Origin of the sequence: Kribbella sp. NPDC051936 (assembly GCF_040680955.1) — a bacterium.
Lineage (GTDB): Bacteria > Actinomycetota > Actinomycetes > Propionibacteriales > Kribbellaceae > Kribbella.
Map to the genome: position 1 here is coordinate 104,095 of NZ_JBFAXS010000002.1, position 16,994 is coordinate 121,088.

Here is a 16,994-nt window from a genome sequence, read left to right on the forward strand (position 1 = left end):
GCCGGCGGGCGGCCGGCGGACGCCGGTCGCCCGCGCTTTCCAGACGGTCTGCGAGAGCGGCACGGTGTCAGCGGGGTGGGCGGAGTACTGCGAACGGGTCGGTGACGGTCAGCTCGCGGGCCGCGAACTTGTAGACGGTCGCCGGACGGCCGCCGCTCTGGCCGGGGCTGGCTCGGCGGTCGGTGGGGTCGATCACGTGCCGGCGGGTCAGGACGCGGGTGAGGTTGGTGGCGCCGAGCTCGTAGCCGAGTGCGGCGCCGAACAGATCGCGAAGCTCCGCGATGGTGAACTCCAGCGGAGCCAGCGCGAAACCGATGTTCGTGTACGACAGTTTCGCGCGCAGCCGCGCGACCGCGGCCTCGATGAAGTAGTGATGATCGAACGCGGTCCGCGGCAGCTCGTCCACGGGGTGCCACTGCGTGTCGGACGGAAGCCTCGGTTGTACGTCGGACGGAACCAGGCCCAGATACGCCGTCGCCAGCACGCGGGCCCGCGGATCACGATCGATCGCGCTGTGCGTGGCCAGCTGTTCGAGGTGCGCGACGTCGCGAACGTCGACCTTCGTCGCAAGGTGTCCGGTGATGGCCTCCCGGAGCCGCTCCGTTGGCTCGACCCCGCCGCCGGGAAGCGCCCAGCGGCCGCGGTACGGGCTCTGTGCGCGCTTCCACAGCAGCACACACAGCCTGCCCTCGCGAACGGACAGGACCACGGCGAGCACCTCGTGCGGGTAACTGGGGAAGTTAACCGGATCACCTTTCTTGGCTGTGGGCACGAGGCCGATGGTAGCGTGCCAGTTAGTTATCGCCTGTGAAGCGAAAACATCATGGAGGGTGCAACAGATGGAAACGGAGACGGTCCGGAGCGCGGTGCTGACGGCACTGGCCGAGGACCAGGCGGCAGACGATGTAACCACTCGGTGGAGCGTCCCGGAGACGCTGGAGGCCGAGGCGACGATGATCGCCAAGCAGTCCGGTCGCGTGGCCGGTCTGACCGCCGTACAGGAGGTGTACGCCGCAGTCGATCCCACCGTGAAAGTGCGGACGGCTGTTGCCGATGGTGATCCGGTGGTCCCGGGGCAGCCGCTGGCGTGGATCAGCGGGGCGGCGCGGTCGATCATCACCGGCGAGCGGGTGGCGCTGAACTTCGCCCAGCGGATGTCGGGCATCGCAACCCTCACGGCGGCCTTCGTGGCCGCGATCGGAGCGCGTCCGGTCGCGCTCCTCGACACCCGAAAGACAGCACCCGGCCTCCGCGCGATGGACAAGTACGCCGTGAGTTGCGGCGGCGGGACCAACCACCGGCTCGACCTGTCCGCCATGGTTCTGCTGAAGGAGAACCACCTCGCCGCGGCCGGCGGCGTCCTCCCGGCCGTTCGCCGGGTCCGGGACGGCATGGCCGCCGAAGACAACGGCATGGCCATCGAGGTCGAGGTCACCACTGCGGATGAGGCCCGCGAAGCGCTGGACTGCCGGGTCGAGTGGATCCTGCTGGACAACATGACGATCGAGCAGCTGGCCCTGATCGTCGAGTGGCGCAACATCTCCGGATCCCCCACCCGGCTCGAGGCCTCCGGCAACATCACCTTGGACACCATCGCGGATGTCGCCGCCACCGGCGTCGATGCCATCTCGGTCGGCGCCCTGACCCACTCCCCTGCCGCACTTGACATCAGTCTGCTGGTGGCCGGCAACGACGGATGAACCAGGCATCGTCATGCCCAGTTATCGCTTATCAAGCGAAAACCTCCCGAAAGAAGGACCTGTTGTGACCACGGCAATCAGCTGGCAGGAAGAGGTACGGCGCCTCGCCCAGGAGCGGGATGCGGTGATCCTCGCCCACAACTACCAGGAACCGGCGATCCAGGACGTGGCGGACCACGTCGGCGACTCACTCGCACTGTCGCGCATCGCGGCCAGTACCGATGCGTCCACGATCGTGTTCTGCGGCGTGCATTTCATGGCCGAAACCGCCAAACTCCTCAGCCCGGACAAGACCGTGCTGATCCCGACGGCCCAGGCGGGCTGCTCGCTCGCGGACACCATCGACGCCGACCAGCTCCGGGCCTGGAAGGCCGAGCACCCCGACGCCGTTGTTGTCGCCTATGTCAACACGAGCGCGGCGGTGAAGGCCGAGGCGGACGTCTGCTGTACGTCGTCCAACGCGGTCGAGGTGGTGAACTCGATTCCGGCGGACCGGCCGATCCTGTTCCTGCCCGATCAGTTCCTCGGCGCGCACGTCCGGCGACAGACCGGCCGGGACAACATCGAGGTGTGGATGGGCGAGTGTCACGTGCATGCCGGCATCAGCGCGGCCGATCTGCGCGCTCAGGTAGCCGCCGATCCCGCGGCCGAGGTCCTCGTACACCCCGAGTGCGGCTGCGCGTCGTCGGCCATCTGGCTCGCCGGCGTCGGTGACCTTCCGGCCGAGCGGACCCACATCCTCTCCACCGCCGGCATGCTGGACACCGCTCGCGGCCTGACCGCCAAGACGGCTCTGGTCGCGACCGAGATCGGCATGCTCCATCAGCTGCGCAAGGTCAACCAGCGGACGACGTTCCTGCCGGTGAACCCGAAGGCCTCGTGCCGCTTCATGAAGATGATCACCCCCGAGCTGCTGGTGCGGTGCCTGCGGGAGGGACGCGACGAGATCCAGCTACCGCCTGAGGTCGTCGAGCGGGCCCGGCGCTCGGTCGAGCGGATGGTTGCCATCGGCAAGCCTGCGGGCGCTCGATGAAGCGCGTGGCCGATGTCGTCGTCATCGGCTCCGGCGTAGCGGGCCTGTCAACCGCACTCGGCCTCGCGGCCACCCGCGAAGTACTCCTGCTCAGCGCCGGCGACGGCAGCACGCCCTGGGCGCAGGGCGGCATCTCGGCCGCGTACGGCGAGGACGATCCGCTCGACCACTTGTACGACACCGAGGTCGCGGGCGCGGGATTCTGCGATCCCCGCAACGTCCGTGCGCTGGTCGAGGAGGGACCGCAGCGCCTTGCCGAACTCATCGCCCACGGGGCCCGCTTCGACCGCAACAGCGACGGCTCGCTGTCGAGGACCCTGGAGGGCGGCCACAGTCGTCCCCGGATCGTGCACGCAGGCGGTGACGCCACCGGCGCCGAGGTTCATCGCGCGCTCCTCAGTGCCCTGCAGCGAAGCAGCGTCCAGACCGTGACCGGGCGTACCGTCGGTCTGCTGCAGTCGGAGTACGGAAGCGTGGTCGGCGTGCTCGTTGAAACGGGCACCGAGGTTCAGCAGATCGAGGCGCGCGCCGTCGTGCTGGCCACCGGTGGTATCGGCAACGCGTACCTGGCCAGCACCAATCCCGCGACGGTACGCGGTGACGGGATCGCCTTGGCGCTGCGAGCCGGCGCGTCGCTGGTGGACATGGAGTTCGTCCAGTTCCACCCGACCGCGCTCCATACCGGTGAGACCAGCGGTCAGTTGCCCCTGGTCACCGAGGCCGTCCGGGGTGAGGGCGCCGTACTGCGCGACGTCCACGGCCGCCGGATCATGGCCGGACGGCATCCGCGAGCCGACCTGGCGCCGCGAGACGTCGTCGCTCGGGCGATGGAGTCGACGATGCGCCGCGACGGGTCGGACCATGTCTGGCTGGATGCGACCGCTGTCGCGCCCGACGTCCTCCGGAGGCGGTTCCCGACCGTGCTGGCCTCGTGCGCACGCATCGGTGTCGACCTGTTGACCGAGCAGATACCGGTCGCGCCGGCCGAACACTTCCTGTGCGGCGGCGTTCGGACCGATCGGAGCGGCGCCACCGACGTACCCGGCCTGTACGCGGTCGGCGAGGTCGCCGCGACCGGCGTCCACGGCGCCAACCGGCTCGCCTCGAACAGCCTGCTGGAAGGACTCGTCTTCGGACGGCGCGTCGCAACGGCCCTGACCCTCGACCTCCCCGCCAAGGCCGTTGGCCGCCCCCGTGAGCTCCTGCTCGGCGAGGATCGGCAACCGGAGCGGATCCGCGCGATCCTCAGCAGGTACGCCGGTATCCGTCGCGACGGAGCCGGTCTGAACGCCGCCGTGGACGAGCTCGACTCCATGGGCACCGGACCGCTCGCGACGGTGGCGCGGGCTGTCGTCGTCGCGGCGACCGTCCGCCAGGACAGCCGCGGCTGTCACTGGCGTTCCGACCATCCGCACGCCGACGAACGATGGGACGAGCACATCGTCGTACGCCTCGACCAAGAAGGCCGCCCGACCACGCTGAGCTCAGCCGTGGACGCTGCGGTAGCGCTCGGCCGCGCCCGGGTGGAGCTTCAACGGGCTGGTACCGATGAGTGAGTTCGGATCGAGGTAGTGTGCGCCGACCGCAGCGGCCGGCACGAGCCCTGACGCATGTTTGACGAGTACGTCGACGATCTTCGACGCGACCGCACGGGGCACTTCAGGCCGGCAGATCAGCAGGTTCGGTACGCCGATCGTGCTGACCTGTTCGGCACCGCTGTAGGTGCCGGCCGGGATCTGCGCCCGCTGGTAGACCACGCCGTACGCCGTGCGCAGCGTGGACAGCCAGCGATCGAGCGGCAGCAGGCGGATAGGCACCTGAGCGGAAAGATCCGACAGCCGCCGGGTCGGTACCCCGCCGGACCAGAACATCGCGTCGATCCGTCCGGCGGCAAGCGCGTCGGCGGCGTCCGACAGATGGAGGTTGGCGACCACGGGGGCACGCTCGGCGTGCATGCCGGCCGCGATCAGGAGCCGGTTCGTGGTCAGCGCGGCACCGGCGCCTGGTGGCCCGGCAGAAATCGGCTTGCCGACCAGGTCAGGCAACTTGCGGACGGGTCCGGCCGCGCGGACCACGCACTGCAAATAGTTCTCGTACACCCTGCCGAGAGCGACGACCTCGCGCGACTGCGCCGTGGCATCGGCGAGGCATATTGCCAAGTCTGCTTGTTTGAGACGCAGGAGCTCGAGGTTCTGCAGGCTGCCCTCGGTCGACCGCACCTCGACGGCCCGGGCGACCTTTGCAGCCGTCAGCTGGGTGGCGAGGAGCTGTGCGAACTCCAGGTAGAACCCGCCACGCTCACCGCCGGCCACGACCAGCCGGTCCACGACGGGGTGGTCAGAGCCGCAACCACCGACGAGCGAGGCCAGTCCGGCGGCCAGCAGAACCCGCCGGGACAAGCGCAGCATGTGCTGCCCAGTGCCTGCTTCGTCGCTCATGTCGCCGTCCGCAGGTCGACGTGAACCGCCAGGCCGTGTGGCGTCACCGCCTCGATCGTGAGCGTCCCGCCGGCGGCGCTCACCAATTGGTCGACGATCGCCAGGCCGAGGCCGCTGCCTCGCGGCGACTGGTGCTGATCGGCGCGCCAGAACCGCTGCAATGCCAACTCGCGTTGCTCTCGGGGAAGCCCTGGCCCGTCGTCGACGACACTGAGCCGGACGCCGTCCGCGCCGGACTTCTCGATCCGGACGGTCACCCGCGCTCCGTGGCCGGCGTACTTGATCGCATTGTCGACGAGGGCGCCGACGATCTGTCGCAGGTCGGTTTCGCTGACCGCCACCGGCGGTACAGCGGCGAGCTCGGCTGCCAGGTCGACACCGTTCTCGGCAGCGAGCAGCCGCCATGCTCCCACTTCACCGGGCAGCACCTCGGACACCACCGACTGACCGGCCACGGCATCCGGGCGCCGGCTCTCGGCCTCGGCAAGCCTGAGCAGATCGTTGAGCAGCGCTTCGAGCCGATCAAGGTCCTGCTGGATGCCGGCGAACCGCGGGCTGGACGGATCGCGGAGCTCCGAGGCCAGAGCGTCGAGCCGGAGGCGGACGGCCGCGAGCGGGTTCCGCAGCTGGTGCGACGAATCGGCCACCATCCGGCGCTGCATCTCCAGGGAGCGTGTGACCGTGGCTGCCATGTCCGCAAACGATCGGGTCAGATGGCGTAGCTCGGGCGGCCCGGACAGCATGACAGCCGGGCCCGTCGTCGGCGTTTCGGCAAGGCCGACGACGGCCTCCTCGAGCCGGCGGACCGGACGGACCACCCAGCGGGTGAGGAGGATCGCCAACTCGAGGAGGAGCAACTCGGCGGCGACCGCCCCGGTCACGATCAGCGCCCAGTCGCGGCGGACGCCGGAGATCGCCCGGCCGGCGTCGACGCGCAGCACGACTGCGCCGGCCAACTCATGCGGGGTGCCCACGGGACGGGCCAGCAGGTGCCGTCGCTCGCTCCACGGCCGCACCGGGTCGAGGGTCGTCTGCGCAAGGTTCCGGGACGCGGAGGCAAGGGTCTCCCGCACCCCCGGATCGTTGAGGTCCAGCGAGCCCGTGGACATGAGAGGGTGTCCGCTCGGGCCCACCAGCAGCAGGTCTTCGCCGTACACCTCGGTCATCCGGTCTGCTTCTGCCTGCACGGTGGCCAGGTCGCCGGCGTCCCTCACTTCCCTGGCCAGTGCAGCGAGCCGGTCGAGCGTTGCGACGCGGCTGAGCAGCAGTTCCTGCGTGCGGGCCTGAGAGGTGGTCGCGAGCAGCGGCAGAACCAACCCGGCAACTGCGACGAGTGAGAAGACCGTCAGCACGATCAGGACTCGCGTTCTCATGAACCGAGCCGGTATCCGAAACCGCGGATGGTGGTGATCAGGCCGGGACTGCCGAGTTTGACGCGTAGCTGGGCGAGATGGACGTCGAGCGCCCGCGAGCTCGCCAGGAAGGCGTCGCCCCACAGCTCGTCGAGGATCACTTCGCGGCTCACCGCGGCACCTGCTCGGCGCGCCAGCGCCCCGAGCAGGTCGAACTCCTTCGGAGTGAGCGCGATCTCCCGCTCGCCGACCCTGACACGTCGAGCGGTCAGGTCGATCACGACGTCACCGACCTCGACCACGCCGGCCGGCAGCGAGCTCCGGGCTCGACGGGTGACCACCACGTCGATCCGGGCCAGCAGCTCGCCCAACCGCACAGGCTTGACCAGATAGTCGTCCGCCCCGAGTCGCAGGCCGCGCACCACCGACCGCTCGTCACCGCGCGCGGTGACGACCACCAGCGGTACCTCGCTGACCTGGCGCAGCTTTCGCAGCACGTCCAGCCCGTCTCCGTCGGGCAGGCCGAGGTCCAGCAACACGACATCGGCCGAGCTGTGCCGAAGCAGCACGTCGGCGCCCCTGGAGACCCGATCCGGTTGGTGACCATGCGCGCCGAGGACGTCCACCAGCGCCTCACCGACGCTGTCGTCGTCCTCGGCGATCAGTATCCGCACGACGTCAATGTCGTGACAACGGCCGCACTGCGCAACCCCGGGCGCCGAATCCTTACGTGGCCTTGAGAACCACCTCTGGACCGGGTGCCGATCGACACGCGCACGTCTGTTGTCGATACGCGCAGGATCGTGGGGGACGTCGTGGACGCGACAGTGCCGGGCCGTGTTCCTTGACACGGAGGACTCAGTTCTTCCTTCGTCGCCCCGTGGAGGCCGTCATGCCGTCTCGTACTCTTCAACGCCCGCGTAAGGCCGGTTGGTTGGCGGTGGCGATGAGCAGTGTCCTCGCCCTCCTCGCAAGTTTGCTGGTCGTCACCGCCTCGACGCCGGCAGAAGCCTCGACGGTGTTGGGCGAAGCGCAGGCGCGGGATGTCGCCGCGAGGACAGGGCGCCAGGTCGAGGTCGGCACGCTGACCACCGAGACAGGGCAGGTGTTCGCCAATCCGGACGGTTCGTACACCCGGCACGAGTCGGCGTTGCCGGTCCGGGTCCGTGGGTCGTCCGGGTGGGTGCCGGTGGACATGACGTTGCGAGCCGGAGCGGACGGAACGGTAGCGCCGGTCGCCGGCCCACTCGATCTGGCGTTCTCCGGGGGCGGCGATACGCCTCTGGTGCGGCTTCGCCGGGACGGCCGTGAGCTGGCTGTCGGCTGGCCGGGCAAACTTCCGCAGCCGGTGTTGTCCGGCGACACCGCGACCTACCGGGAGGTCTTCCCCGGTGTCGACCTCGTCCTCACTGCGTCGACTGCCGGTCTGTCACAGATCCTGGTGGTCAAGAACGCCGCGGCCGCGATGAACCCGGGACTCGGATCGCTGCCGTATCGCCTGACTGCCAAGGGTTTGACGGTTCATGCCACGGCCGCCGGCCTGACCGCGACGGATCCGGCCGGCGAGGTCGTGTTCAGCGGACCTGCGCCGTACATGTGGGACTCCTCCGGTCAAGGGTCCGCCGCACAACCCGGTGGCCGGGTCACGGCAGTCGGCGCCAGGGTCGCCGGAGATCAGCTGTCACTGGTGCCGGATCGGGCGTTCCTGACCGCCAAGACCACCCGGTTCCCGGTCTACATCGACCCGTCGTGGTCCGGCATCAAGCAGGCCTGGACCCAGGTGTGGAGCAACTACCCGACCACGTCGTTCTACAACGGCGCGAACCTCGGCACTTCGGAGAAGGTCGCCCGGGTGGGCTACGACAGCACGGACAACAAGCGCACCCGCTCGTTCTTCCAGTTCGACACCAGCGGCGTGAAGTACAAGCACATCCTCAAGGCCACGCTGCAGACCTCCGCGAACTGGTCGTGGTCCTGCACGGTGCGCGAGGTGCAGGTGTGGGCGACCAACCCGATCTCCTCGGCGACGACCTGGAAGAACCAGCCGACCTGGGCGTACCAGATGGAGAAGAAGAGCTTCGCGAAGGGCTTCTCGTCGTCCAGTTGCCCGGCCGGCGGGGTGGAGTTCAACGTGACCAGCCAGGTCACCAACGCCGCGGCCAACGGTTGGTCCAACGTCACGCAGGGACTTCGCGCGTCGACGTGGGCGGAGAGCCACAACGACTCGTACTCGTGGAAGAAGTTCGCCAACAACCCGAGCATCACCATCGACTACAACACGATTCCCGACAACCCGGCCAACCTCACCACGGAAGGCTCGGCGTCGTGTGTGACGGGCGCCGATCGGCTGGTCGTGTCCACGGTGACGCCGACGCTTCGAGCGACTCTCCAGGACGCTGACAACTCGGTCCAGGCGCACTTCGAGTGGTGGGCGGTCGACGGTTCGGCCCCTGTCGGGGAGTACGTCTCCCCGACCGTCGCGGGTGCGACGCCGACGGTCGTGGCGACCACTGTTCCGTCGGGTGCCTTCGGCAACGGTGCGGTCGGCAAGTGGCGGGTACGGGCCGAGGACGGCATCGACGTCAGCGCCTGGAGTCCGTGGTGCGAGTTCGCCGTGGACGCCACCGTTCCTGAGGCGCCGACGGCGGCGTCGTCGGGGTTCCCGGACAACGGGGCCGGCGACGCGGTGATGGGGACGAGCCTGCCGGTGACCTTCGGCGCGAACGGCGAGTCCGATGTCGTCAGGTACGAGTACGCCCTGAACGGGACCTCGACCGCGCTGAATCTGACCGCGACGCCGTCGGCGCCGGGTGGCGAGGTGACGGTCTCGGTCGTGCCGGATCGGTACGTGAACTGGGTGCACGTCCGCTCGGTCGATGCGGGAGGCAACCGTTCCGCGGTGGTGACGGCGGTGTTCTACGCAGGCCCGGCGCCCGGTCCGGTCGCGGACTGGGGGCTGGACGAGACCGGTGACGGCACGGTGGCGGTCGACTCCGCGCCGGGAGGGCACAGCGCCGCCCTGGGTGGCGGCGCGTCCTGGGGCGACGGCAGGCAAGGCGGTGCCCTGACGCTCAACGGCACCACGGGGTACGCGGCGACGAGCGGGGCGGTGGTCAACACGCTGAACTCGTTGTCCGTGTCCGGCTGGGTACGGCTGACCGACACGTCGCGCAACGCGGTGATCGCCACCCAGGTCGGGACCCAGGCCGGCGCGTTCACGTTGTACTACTCGAGCTCGTACCGGCGGTGGATTTTCAACCGCACCTCGGCCGATGTCGCCTCGCCGACGTACATCCGGGCGATCTCCAGCACGGTGCCCGCGGCGGACGGCAGGTGGGTCCACCTGACCGGTGTGTACGACGCGCCGAACGCCCAGATCCGGCTTTACGTGAACGGTGTCCTCGAGGCCACCACGGCGTACACCACGCCGTGGAGCGCGGCCGGCTCGTTCCAGATCGGGCGGTCGAAGGTCAACGGCGTCTACGGCGAGTACTGGCCGGGTGACCTCGACCAGCTGCAGGTCTACAACCGGGTGATGCTGCCGGGCGAGATCCAGCAGGTGGCCCGGCGCGACGGTCAGTGGCTGATGGACGAGAGCTCCGGCACGACGGCCGGGGACACCGGCGGGGCGCATCCGGCCAGTTGGTCGGCCGGCGGTGTGTCACGCGTGGCCGGCAAGACCGGCAACGCGGTGCAGCTGAACGGCACCACCGGTGTGCTGACGGCGTCCGGGCCGGCGGTCCGCACCGACGGCAGCTTCACGGTCGCCGCCTGGGTGAAGCCGTCCGCGGTCGGCAAGAACGAAGTCGTGATCAGTCAGGACGGCTCGCAGGTGAGCGGTTTCAGCCTCGGATACGCCTGGGACGACATGTACGGCGGTTACCGCTGGTCAATGGCCATGCCGGTCGCGGACTCGGCCGTGGCGGAAGTGCACACGGCGGTTGGTCCGTTCGACGAGCCGGTGGCCGGCGGGTGGACGCACGTCGCGGGGGTGTACGACGCGAAGGCTCAGACGCTGCGGCTGTACGTCGGCGGCCAGTTCGTGGCCGAGACGTATCACCGCAGTGCGTGGAACGCGACCGGGGCGGCACGCTTCGGAGCGGGATGGACGTCGGCCGCCGGCCTCGGTGGCTTCTTCACCGGCGCCATCGACGACGTTCAGATGTATTCCGGTGTGCTCTCGGATCAGCAGATCGCCGACCTGTACTTGCCGTCCCAGCTGTGACCCACCCGTCCGTGGGAACAGTTCCGCCCCGCCCCATGAAAGGAGTGGCGCCATGCTGGTGCCGTTCACCGGAATAGTCACGGCCGTCGCGCTCGCTGCCACCTGCCTGGTCGAGGTGCCCACCGCGCAGGCCGATGTCGGTACGTCGAACGCGTGGCGGCCCGCGGCGCAGACCGAGTTCTCGGTACCTGGGCACGATTCCGCGCCGAGGTCGCGCCCGGCCGATCCGAAGGCGGCGTCCGTGCTGCATCAACCTCCACAAGTCAGTCGACCGGAGGCGGGTGAGGCGGACGTGTCGCTCCCCCGCGACGGCACCACTACGCAGGCCGGCCGGTTGCCGGTTCGGGTCGGCGCAGGGCGGGTTCAGGGCGCTGCGTTGACGCCCGTGAACCGGGTCCGCGTTCAGGTCCACGACCGTGCGGCCGCCGAAGAGGTGGGCGCTTCGGGGATGCTCTTCAGCGTCGGTCGCACCGACCGGGTTGCGAGCAGCGGCCCGGTGAAGGTCGAGGTGGACTACTCGGCGTTCCGTTCGGCGTACGGCGGTGACTGGGCAAGCAGGCTGCGGCTGGTACGGCTGCCGGCGTGTGCGCTGACCACACCGGACAAGGCCGGGTGCTCGGACGGGCAGGTGCTGAAGTCCAGCGTCACCGGCGACAGCCGGATCGCCACCGAGGTCGCCGCGTCGAGTGAGGCGACGGTGCTGGCGTTGACGTCGGCGCCGTCCGGCAGCGCGGGTAGCTACAAGCCGACCGCGTTGTCCGCGTCGGCGTCGTGGAACGCGGGCGGATCGTCAGGTGCGTTCTCGTGGAGCTACTCGATGGATGGCCCGGAGGGTTTCGGCGGCCCGGAACCGGATCTGGATCTGGGCTATTCTTCGGGTGACATCGACGGCCGGGTGGCGTCGACGAACAACCAGTCGTCGTGGGTCGGAGAAGGCTGGGGCCTCGACGAGGGGTTCGTCGAGCGGCGGTACTCATCGTGCGCGGATGAGGTGACGACGACACCGAAGCCGCAGGACCTGTGCTGGGAGACCGACAACGCGTACCTGGTGCTGGGTGGGACCGCGTCCGAACTGGTCCGTGACGACGCGACCGGTACCTGGAAACTGCGGGACGACGACGGCTCGCGGCTGGAGCGGTTGACCGGTGGAGTGAACGGCGACAACGACGGCGAGCACTGGCGGCTGACGTCACTGGACGGCACGCAGTACTACTTCGGGCTGAACCGGCTGCCGGGGTGGGCCACAGGTAACGAGGAGACCGGATCGGTCTGGACGGCGCCGGTGTTCGGCAACGACACGGGCGAGCCGTGCCACGGGACGTCGTTCGCGGCGTCGTACTGCACGCAGGCGTGGCGCTGGAACCTGGACTACGTGGTCGACCCGAACGGCAACGCGATGTCGTATTTCTACGGCAGCGAGACGAACTACTACGGCCGGAACCTGACCGCGAGCGCGGGCACCCAGTACGTGCGCGGCGGGTATCTGAAGCGGATCGACTACGGCCAGCGGTCCACGTCGATGTACTCAGCGCCGGCTCCGATGCGGGTGTCGTTCACGGTGGACGAGCGCTGCGCGGCGGGCGCGACCTGCGGCACCGGCGACATCACGTCGGCCAATGCCGCGAACTGGCCGGACGTGCCGTACGACCAGAGCTGTTCGGCGGGTAAGTCGTGCACCGGGTTGTATTCACCCACGTTCTGGACGCGCAAGCGGTTGGCGGCGGTGACGACCCAGCTGTGGGTGTCCGGGACGACCTACCGGGACGCGACGTCGTGGGCGTTGGGCTACGAGTTCCGTGACCCCGGTGACGGAACATCGCCGGCGTTGTGGCTGGCGTCGATCACCGCGACCGGTAAGGTCGGCGGGACCGCGTCCCTTCCTGCGGTGTCGTTCCAGGGTGTGCAGCTGGCCAACCGGGTGGACGCCGCGGAGGGGATCCCGCCGATGTACAAGTGGCGGTTGACCGACGTGTACGACGAGGCCGGCGGGCACACCCACGTGAACTACTCCGCGGCGGAGTGTACGGCGGGTTCGCTGCCGGCTCCGGACCAGAACACCAAGCGGTGTTTCCCGCAGTACTGGCAGGCCGACGGGTCGGAGTCGTTGACGCGGGACTGGTTCCACAAGTACGTGCCGGTCACGGTGCTGGAGGACGACCAGTCCGGCGTGGCCGGGATCGAGCGCACCGACTACGAGTACGTCGGCGGCGGCGCGTGGCACTACGACGACAACGAGCTGACGCCGCTGAAGTACCGCACGTGGGGACAGTGGCGCGGCTACGGCCAGGTCCGGGAGCTCCACGGCAACCCCGGCGAGACCCGCTCCCAGGAGGAGAACCTGTACCTGCGCGGGATGGACGGCGACAAACTCGCGAACGGCAGCACCCGCTCGGTGACCGTCACCGACTCCCTCGGCGGCACGATCGCCGATCACCCCGCGCTGGCCGGGTTCCAACGGGAGTCCCTCACCTATACCGAGGCAGGCGGCAGCGTGCTGGAGGGCGAGATCACCGACCCGTCGATCTCCGCCCCGACCGCCACCCAGGTCACCCGCAACGGCACACTCAAGGCCTACATGGTCAACGAGACCGCCGAACGACACCGTGAGGCGCTGTCGTCCGGCGGATGGCGCAACACCGAGACCCGCACCACCTACGACTCCTACGGACTCGAGGTCGAGGAGAACGACCTCGGCGACACCGCCAAGACCGGCGACGAGGAATGCACCCGCACCACGTACGCCCGCAACACCTCGTCGTGGCTGATCGATTTCGAGGCCCGCGAACAGACCGTGTCCGTGGCCTGCACCGTGACACCGTCCTATCCGGCCGACGCGGAGTCGGACGACCTCACCTACTACGACGGATCCACCACTCTGGGTGCGGCGCCGACCAAGGGCAACGAGACCCTCAGCAAGGAACTCGCCTCCTACTCGGGCACCACGCCGGTCTACACCCAGGAGGGGCGCACGGTCTACGACTCCTACGGCCGGCCGATCGAGACGTACGACCAGCTCGACCGCAAGTCGTCCGCCACTTACACCCCGGCCAGTGGCGCGGCCGTCACCGATATCACCGTCACCAACCCGGCCGGGCATGTCACCACGACGACCGTCGAGCCGGCGTTCGGTGAGTCGGTCGCCGAGGTCGACCAGAACGGGCGGCGTACCGACACCACGCGGGACCCGCTCGGCCGGATCACGGCGGTGTGGCTGCCGGACCGGTCGAAGGCGGCCGGGAAGACCCCGAACACCAAGTACTCCTACCTGATCCGCCAGGACGCGCCGTCGGTGATCACCACCGAGGAGGTTCGCGACGACGGCACGTACGAGGCCAGCTACGACCTGTACGACGGGCAGTTGCGCGAACGGCAGACGCAGGATCCCGCGGCTGACGGCGGCCGGGTCGTGACCGACAAGTTCTACGACTCACGCGGCCTCGAGGTGAAGTCCAACGGCGCGTACTGGAACAGCGGCGCCGCCGGTACGACGCTGCTGACCGGGGTGACCGATGCGGCTGTGCCCGGCCAGGACCTGACCGTCTACGACGGCGCCGAACGCGAGACGGTGGAGATCTTCCGCTCGCACGGGTTCGAGAAATGGCGCACCACCACCACCTACGGCGGAGACCGCGTCAGCGTGGACCCGCCGGACGGCGACACGGCCACCACGTCCATCACCGATGCCGACGACGCGGTGGTAGAGCTGCGCCAGTACACCGGCGGCTCGCCGACCGGCTTGTACGACGCGACCACCTACACCTACAACAACCGCGGCGACATGGTCACGACGACCGACCCGGCGGGCAACACCTGGGACACCACCTACGACCTGCGCGGCCGTGTCGTCCAACGCGAAGACCCCGACACCGGGACGAGCAGTTTCACCTACGACAACGCCGGCCAGCTGCTCACCAGCACCGACGCGCGCGGCACCACCCTCGCGTACACCTACGACGCCATGGGCCGCCGTACCGGCATGTACGACGGGTCCACCTCCGGCACCAAACGTGCTCAGTGGACCTACGACACACTCGTCTCGGGCACCAGTGTCAAGGGCATGCTCGCGACCTCGACCCGCTTCGTGAACGGCAACGCCTACACCAAGTCGGTCGACGCCTACGACATCCGGTACCGGCCGCTGACCAGCACGGTCACGATTCCCGCGTCCGAGGGCGCGTTGGCCGGGTCGTACAAGACCAACACCGGCTACACCGCCACCGGGCTGCCGTCGCTGGTGTCCTACCCGGCGGCGGGTGGGCTCGCGGCGGAGACGCTGCGGTACGGCTACGACGCGGCCGGCCGGTTGCAGACCGCAGGCAGTGGTCTCGGCACGATGCTCACCGCGGCGACCTACACGCCGTACGACGAGGTCGCCCAGTCGACCCTGTCCGCCGCGGCCGGCAAGCAGGTCGTCCACACCGCGTTCTACGACGACGCGACCCGGAACCTGGACCGGGTCCTGGTCGACCGCTCCACTGCCCCCGAACACCTGGCGGACGTGAAGTACACCTACGACCCGGCCGGCAACATCACCAAGATCGCCGACACACCCCAAGGCGGTACGAGTGATGTCCAGTGCTTCAGCTACGACTACCTGCGCCGACTCACCGAGGCGTGGACCCCTGCTGCCGACTGCGCCACCCAGCCCGGCGCCGGCGCACTGGCCGGACCCGCGCCGTACTGGCAGGGCTGGAGCTACGACAAGACCGGCAACCGCCTGAGCGAGACCAACCACGACCCGGTCACCGGCGCCGCCACCACATCCAACTACACCTACCCAGCCGCCGGAGGGCCTCGACCGCACGCGCTCGGCGGCGTCGCCACCGGCACCCGGAACGACACCTTCACCTACGATGCCGCGGGCAACACCACCGCCCGCAACGTCGCCGGGAAGGCCCAGACCCTCACCTGGGACGCGGAAGGCAATCTGGCCACCCTCACCGAGAACGGCAAGGCGACCAGCTACCTGTACGACGCCGACGGTGAGCGGCTCATCTCCCGCGACGCCGACGGCACCACCCTGTACCTCGACAACACCGAGCTCCACCTCAGCTCCACCGGCACCGTGACACCCACCCGCTACTACGACCTCGGCAGCACCAGCGCCGTCCGCACCGAGTCGGGTCTGACCTTCACCGTTGCCGACCACAACGGCACCAACACCCTTTCGGTCAACGCCACCGACCTCAGCCAGGAGCGGCGCCGCTTCACCCCGTTCGGAGTCGACCGCGGCACCAAACCCGCGACTTGGCCCGACGCACACGGCTACGTCGACGGCGTCGACGACCCCACCGGACTCACCCATCTCGGCGCTCGCGAGTACGACTCCGCCCGCGGACGCTTCATCTCCACCGACCCCGTCGCCGACTTCGACAACCCGCAACAGCTCAACGGCTACGCGTACGCCGACAACACCCCGATCACGGCCAGCGACCCGGACGGCCAATGGCGCGTCCTGCCCGGCGGCCACTACTGCGACGGCTGCGGCGGCTACAACCACGCGCCCAAGAAAAAGAAGAAGGCAAAGAAGCACAAGAAGGCCACCAAGAGCGCCGCCTCCCGCCACTACTGCGATGGCTGCGACTACCAGCGCTACCTCGCGAAGAAGAAGAAGGAGAAGATCGCGGCGGCCAAGCGGGCCGCCAAGAAAGCCGCGGCCAAGAAGGCGCGCGAGAAGGCGGCCAAGCTCAAGAAGAAGAAGGCCAAGAAACACGCCAAGAAGCCCAAGAAGAAGGAACACCGCAAGGCGAAGCACCGGCCCAAGAAGGCCGGGAACTCCATCCTGGGCGGCGAGAACTACGCCCTGGTGAAGGTCGCCGGCACCGGCTACGCGATCTGCCGGTTCATCAGGGGCACCCCGGCCAACACCTGCGCCGTCCTCGGCTCGGCCATCGCGAAGGGGAAGGCCGACGGCGGCGGGTGGTACTACGTCAAGTGGTACGTCGTCGCCCGTGGCAGCTGGACCCTCTACCGGGTCGGCGAGATCTGGAAGAAGGGCGGCGTCACACCGAGAGGACAACTCGGCAAGGTCAAGGGCGAATTCAGAGCCGATGGACGGGTCATGAGACGAGGCCTCGGCTTGTGGTTCCTCTACGACATGCTCGGTGGTGACACCCGCTCTCCACATCGCAACGACAAGCCCAAGCAGAAGACGAAGTGCGTGGTCTCGTGGAAGGTCTGGGGCCACAACGTCTTCAGCATCTGCTGAGCCTGAACGCACGTTCTGCCTGCACCGGCGGGGATCAC

9 protein-coding genes are annotated in these 16,994 nt (G+C 69.0%); 5 read left to right on the plus strand and 4 right to left on the minus strand.

The annotated features are described in order from the left end of the window. Nucleotides 1-67: 67 nt before the first annotated feature. On the minus strand, nucleotides 68-772 hold the full coding sequence (locus tag AB0L64_RS06245; protein ID WP_363708312.1) for an NUDIX domain-containing protein: 705 nt from the start codon (nucleotides 770-772) through the stop codon (nucleotides 68-70). 67 nt (nucleotides 773-839) lie between these two features. On the opposite strand from AB0L64_RS06245, the gene nadC reads away from it, so the two are divergent. The 3 genes from nadC (at nucleotide 840) to nadB (ending at nucleotide 4,289) form a co-directional block, all read left to right on the plus strand. After that, nucleotides 840-1,700 (plus strand): carboxylating nicotinate-nucleotide diphosphorylase, encoded by an 861-nt coding sequence (gene nadC / locus AB0L64_RS06250; RefSeq protein WP_363708314.1) that lies wholly within the window; start codon nucleotides 840-842, stop codon nucleotides 1,698-1,700. A 64-nt stretch (nucleotides 1,701-1,764) separates the two neighbouring features. Next, on the plus strand, nucleotides 1,765-2,733 hold the full coding sequence (nadA, locus tag AB0L64_RS06255; RefSeq protein WP_363708316.1) for a quinolinate synthase NadA: 969 nt from the start codon (nucleotides 1,765-1,767) through the stop codon (nucleotides 2,731-2,733). After that, nucleotides 2,730-4,289, plus strand: a complete 1,560-nt coding sequence (nadB, locus tag AB0L64_RS06260) for an L-aspartate oxidase (RefSeq protein ID WP_363708318.1) — start codon at nucleotides 2,730-2,732, stop codon at nucleotides 4,287-4,289. Before nadA ends, nadB begins: the two co-directional genes overlap by 4 nt. Here the strand turns inward: nadB and AB0L64_RS06265 are convergent. The 3 genes from AB0L64_RS06265 to AB0L64_RS06275 are packed head-to-tail and all read right to left on the minus strand — an operon-like array spanning nucleotide 4,218 to nucleotide 7,197. Continuing rightward, nucleotides 4,218-5,171 (minus strand): TAXI family TRAP transporter solute-binding subunit, encoded by a 954-nt coding sequence (locus tag AB0L64_RS06265; protein WP_363708320.1) that lies wholly within the window; start codon nucleotides 5,169-5,171, stop codon nucleotides 4,218-4,220. The two genes, nadB and AB0L64_RS06265, sit on opposite strands and share 72 nt — an antisense overlap. Next, nucleotides 5,168-6,544 (minus strand): HAMP domain-containing sensor histidine kinase, encoded by a 1,377-nt coding sequence (locus AB0L64_RS06270; protein WP_363708322.1) that lies wholly within the window; start codon nucleotides 6,542-6,544, stop codon nucleotides 5,168-5,170. Before AB0L64_RS06270 ends, AB0L64_RS06265 begins: the two co-directional genes overlap by 4 nt. Continuing rightward, nucleotides 6,541-7,197 carry a response regulator transcription factor gene (locus AB0L64_RS06275; protein ID WP_355692305.1) on the minus strand — a complete coding sequence of 219 codons (657 nt, stop codon included), beginning with the start codon at nucleotides 7,195-7,197 and terminating at the stop codon, nucleotides 6,541-6,543. The genes AB0L64_RS06270 and AB0L64_RS06275 overlap by 4 nt, the downstream gene beginning before the upstream one ends. Before the next feature lie 272 nt (nucleotides 7,198-7,469). On the opposite strand from AB0L64_RS06275, the gene AB0L64_RS06280 reads away from it, so the two are divergent. Continuing rightward, nucleotides 7,470-10,748: a LamG-like jellyroll fold domain-containing protein gene (locus tag AB0L64_RS06280; RefSeq protein WP_363708325.1), complete on the plus strand. Its 3,279-nt coding sequence runs from the start codon at nucleotides 7,470-7,472 to the stop codon at nucleotides 10,746-10,748. A 52-nt stretch (nucleotides 10,749-10,800) separates the two neighbouring features. Next, a complete protein-coding gene (locus AB0L64_RS06285) occupies nucleotides 10,801-16,956 on the plus strand; it encodes an RHS repeat-associated core domain-containing protein (protein ID WP_363708328.1) in 6,156 nt (2,051 codons plus the stop codon). Nucleotides 16,957-16,994 lie beyond the last annotated feature (38 nt).

Bases quoted from the DNA above. Each gene is read 5' to 3' on its own strand.
- nadB (WP_363708318.1), top strand. From the start codon at position 2,730: ATGAAGCGCGTGGCCGATGTCGTCGTCATCGGCTCCGGCGTAGCGGGC.
- AB0L64_RS06285 (WP_363708328.1), top strand. From the start codon at position 10,801: ATGCTGGTGCCGTTCACCGGAATAGTCACGGCCGTCGCGCTCGCTGCC.
- AB0L64_RS06265 (WP_363708320.1), bottom strand. From the start codon at position 5,171: ATGAGCGACGAAGCAGGCACTGGGCAGCACATGCTGCGCTTGTCCCGG.
- AB0L64_RS06270 (WP_363708322.1), bottom strand. From the start codon at position 6,544: ATGAGAACGCGAGTCCTGATCGTGCTGACGGTCTTCTCACTCGTCGCA.
- nadC (WP_363708314.1), top strand. From the start codon at position 840: ATGGAAACGGAGACGGTCCGGAGCGCGGTGCTGACGGCACTGGCCGAG.
- AB0L64_RS06280 (WP_363708325.1), top strand. From the start codon at position 7,470: ATGAGCAGTGTCCTCGCCCTCCTCGCAAGTTTGCTGGTCGTCACCGCC.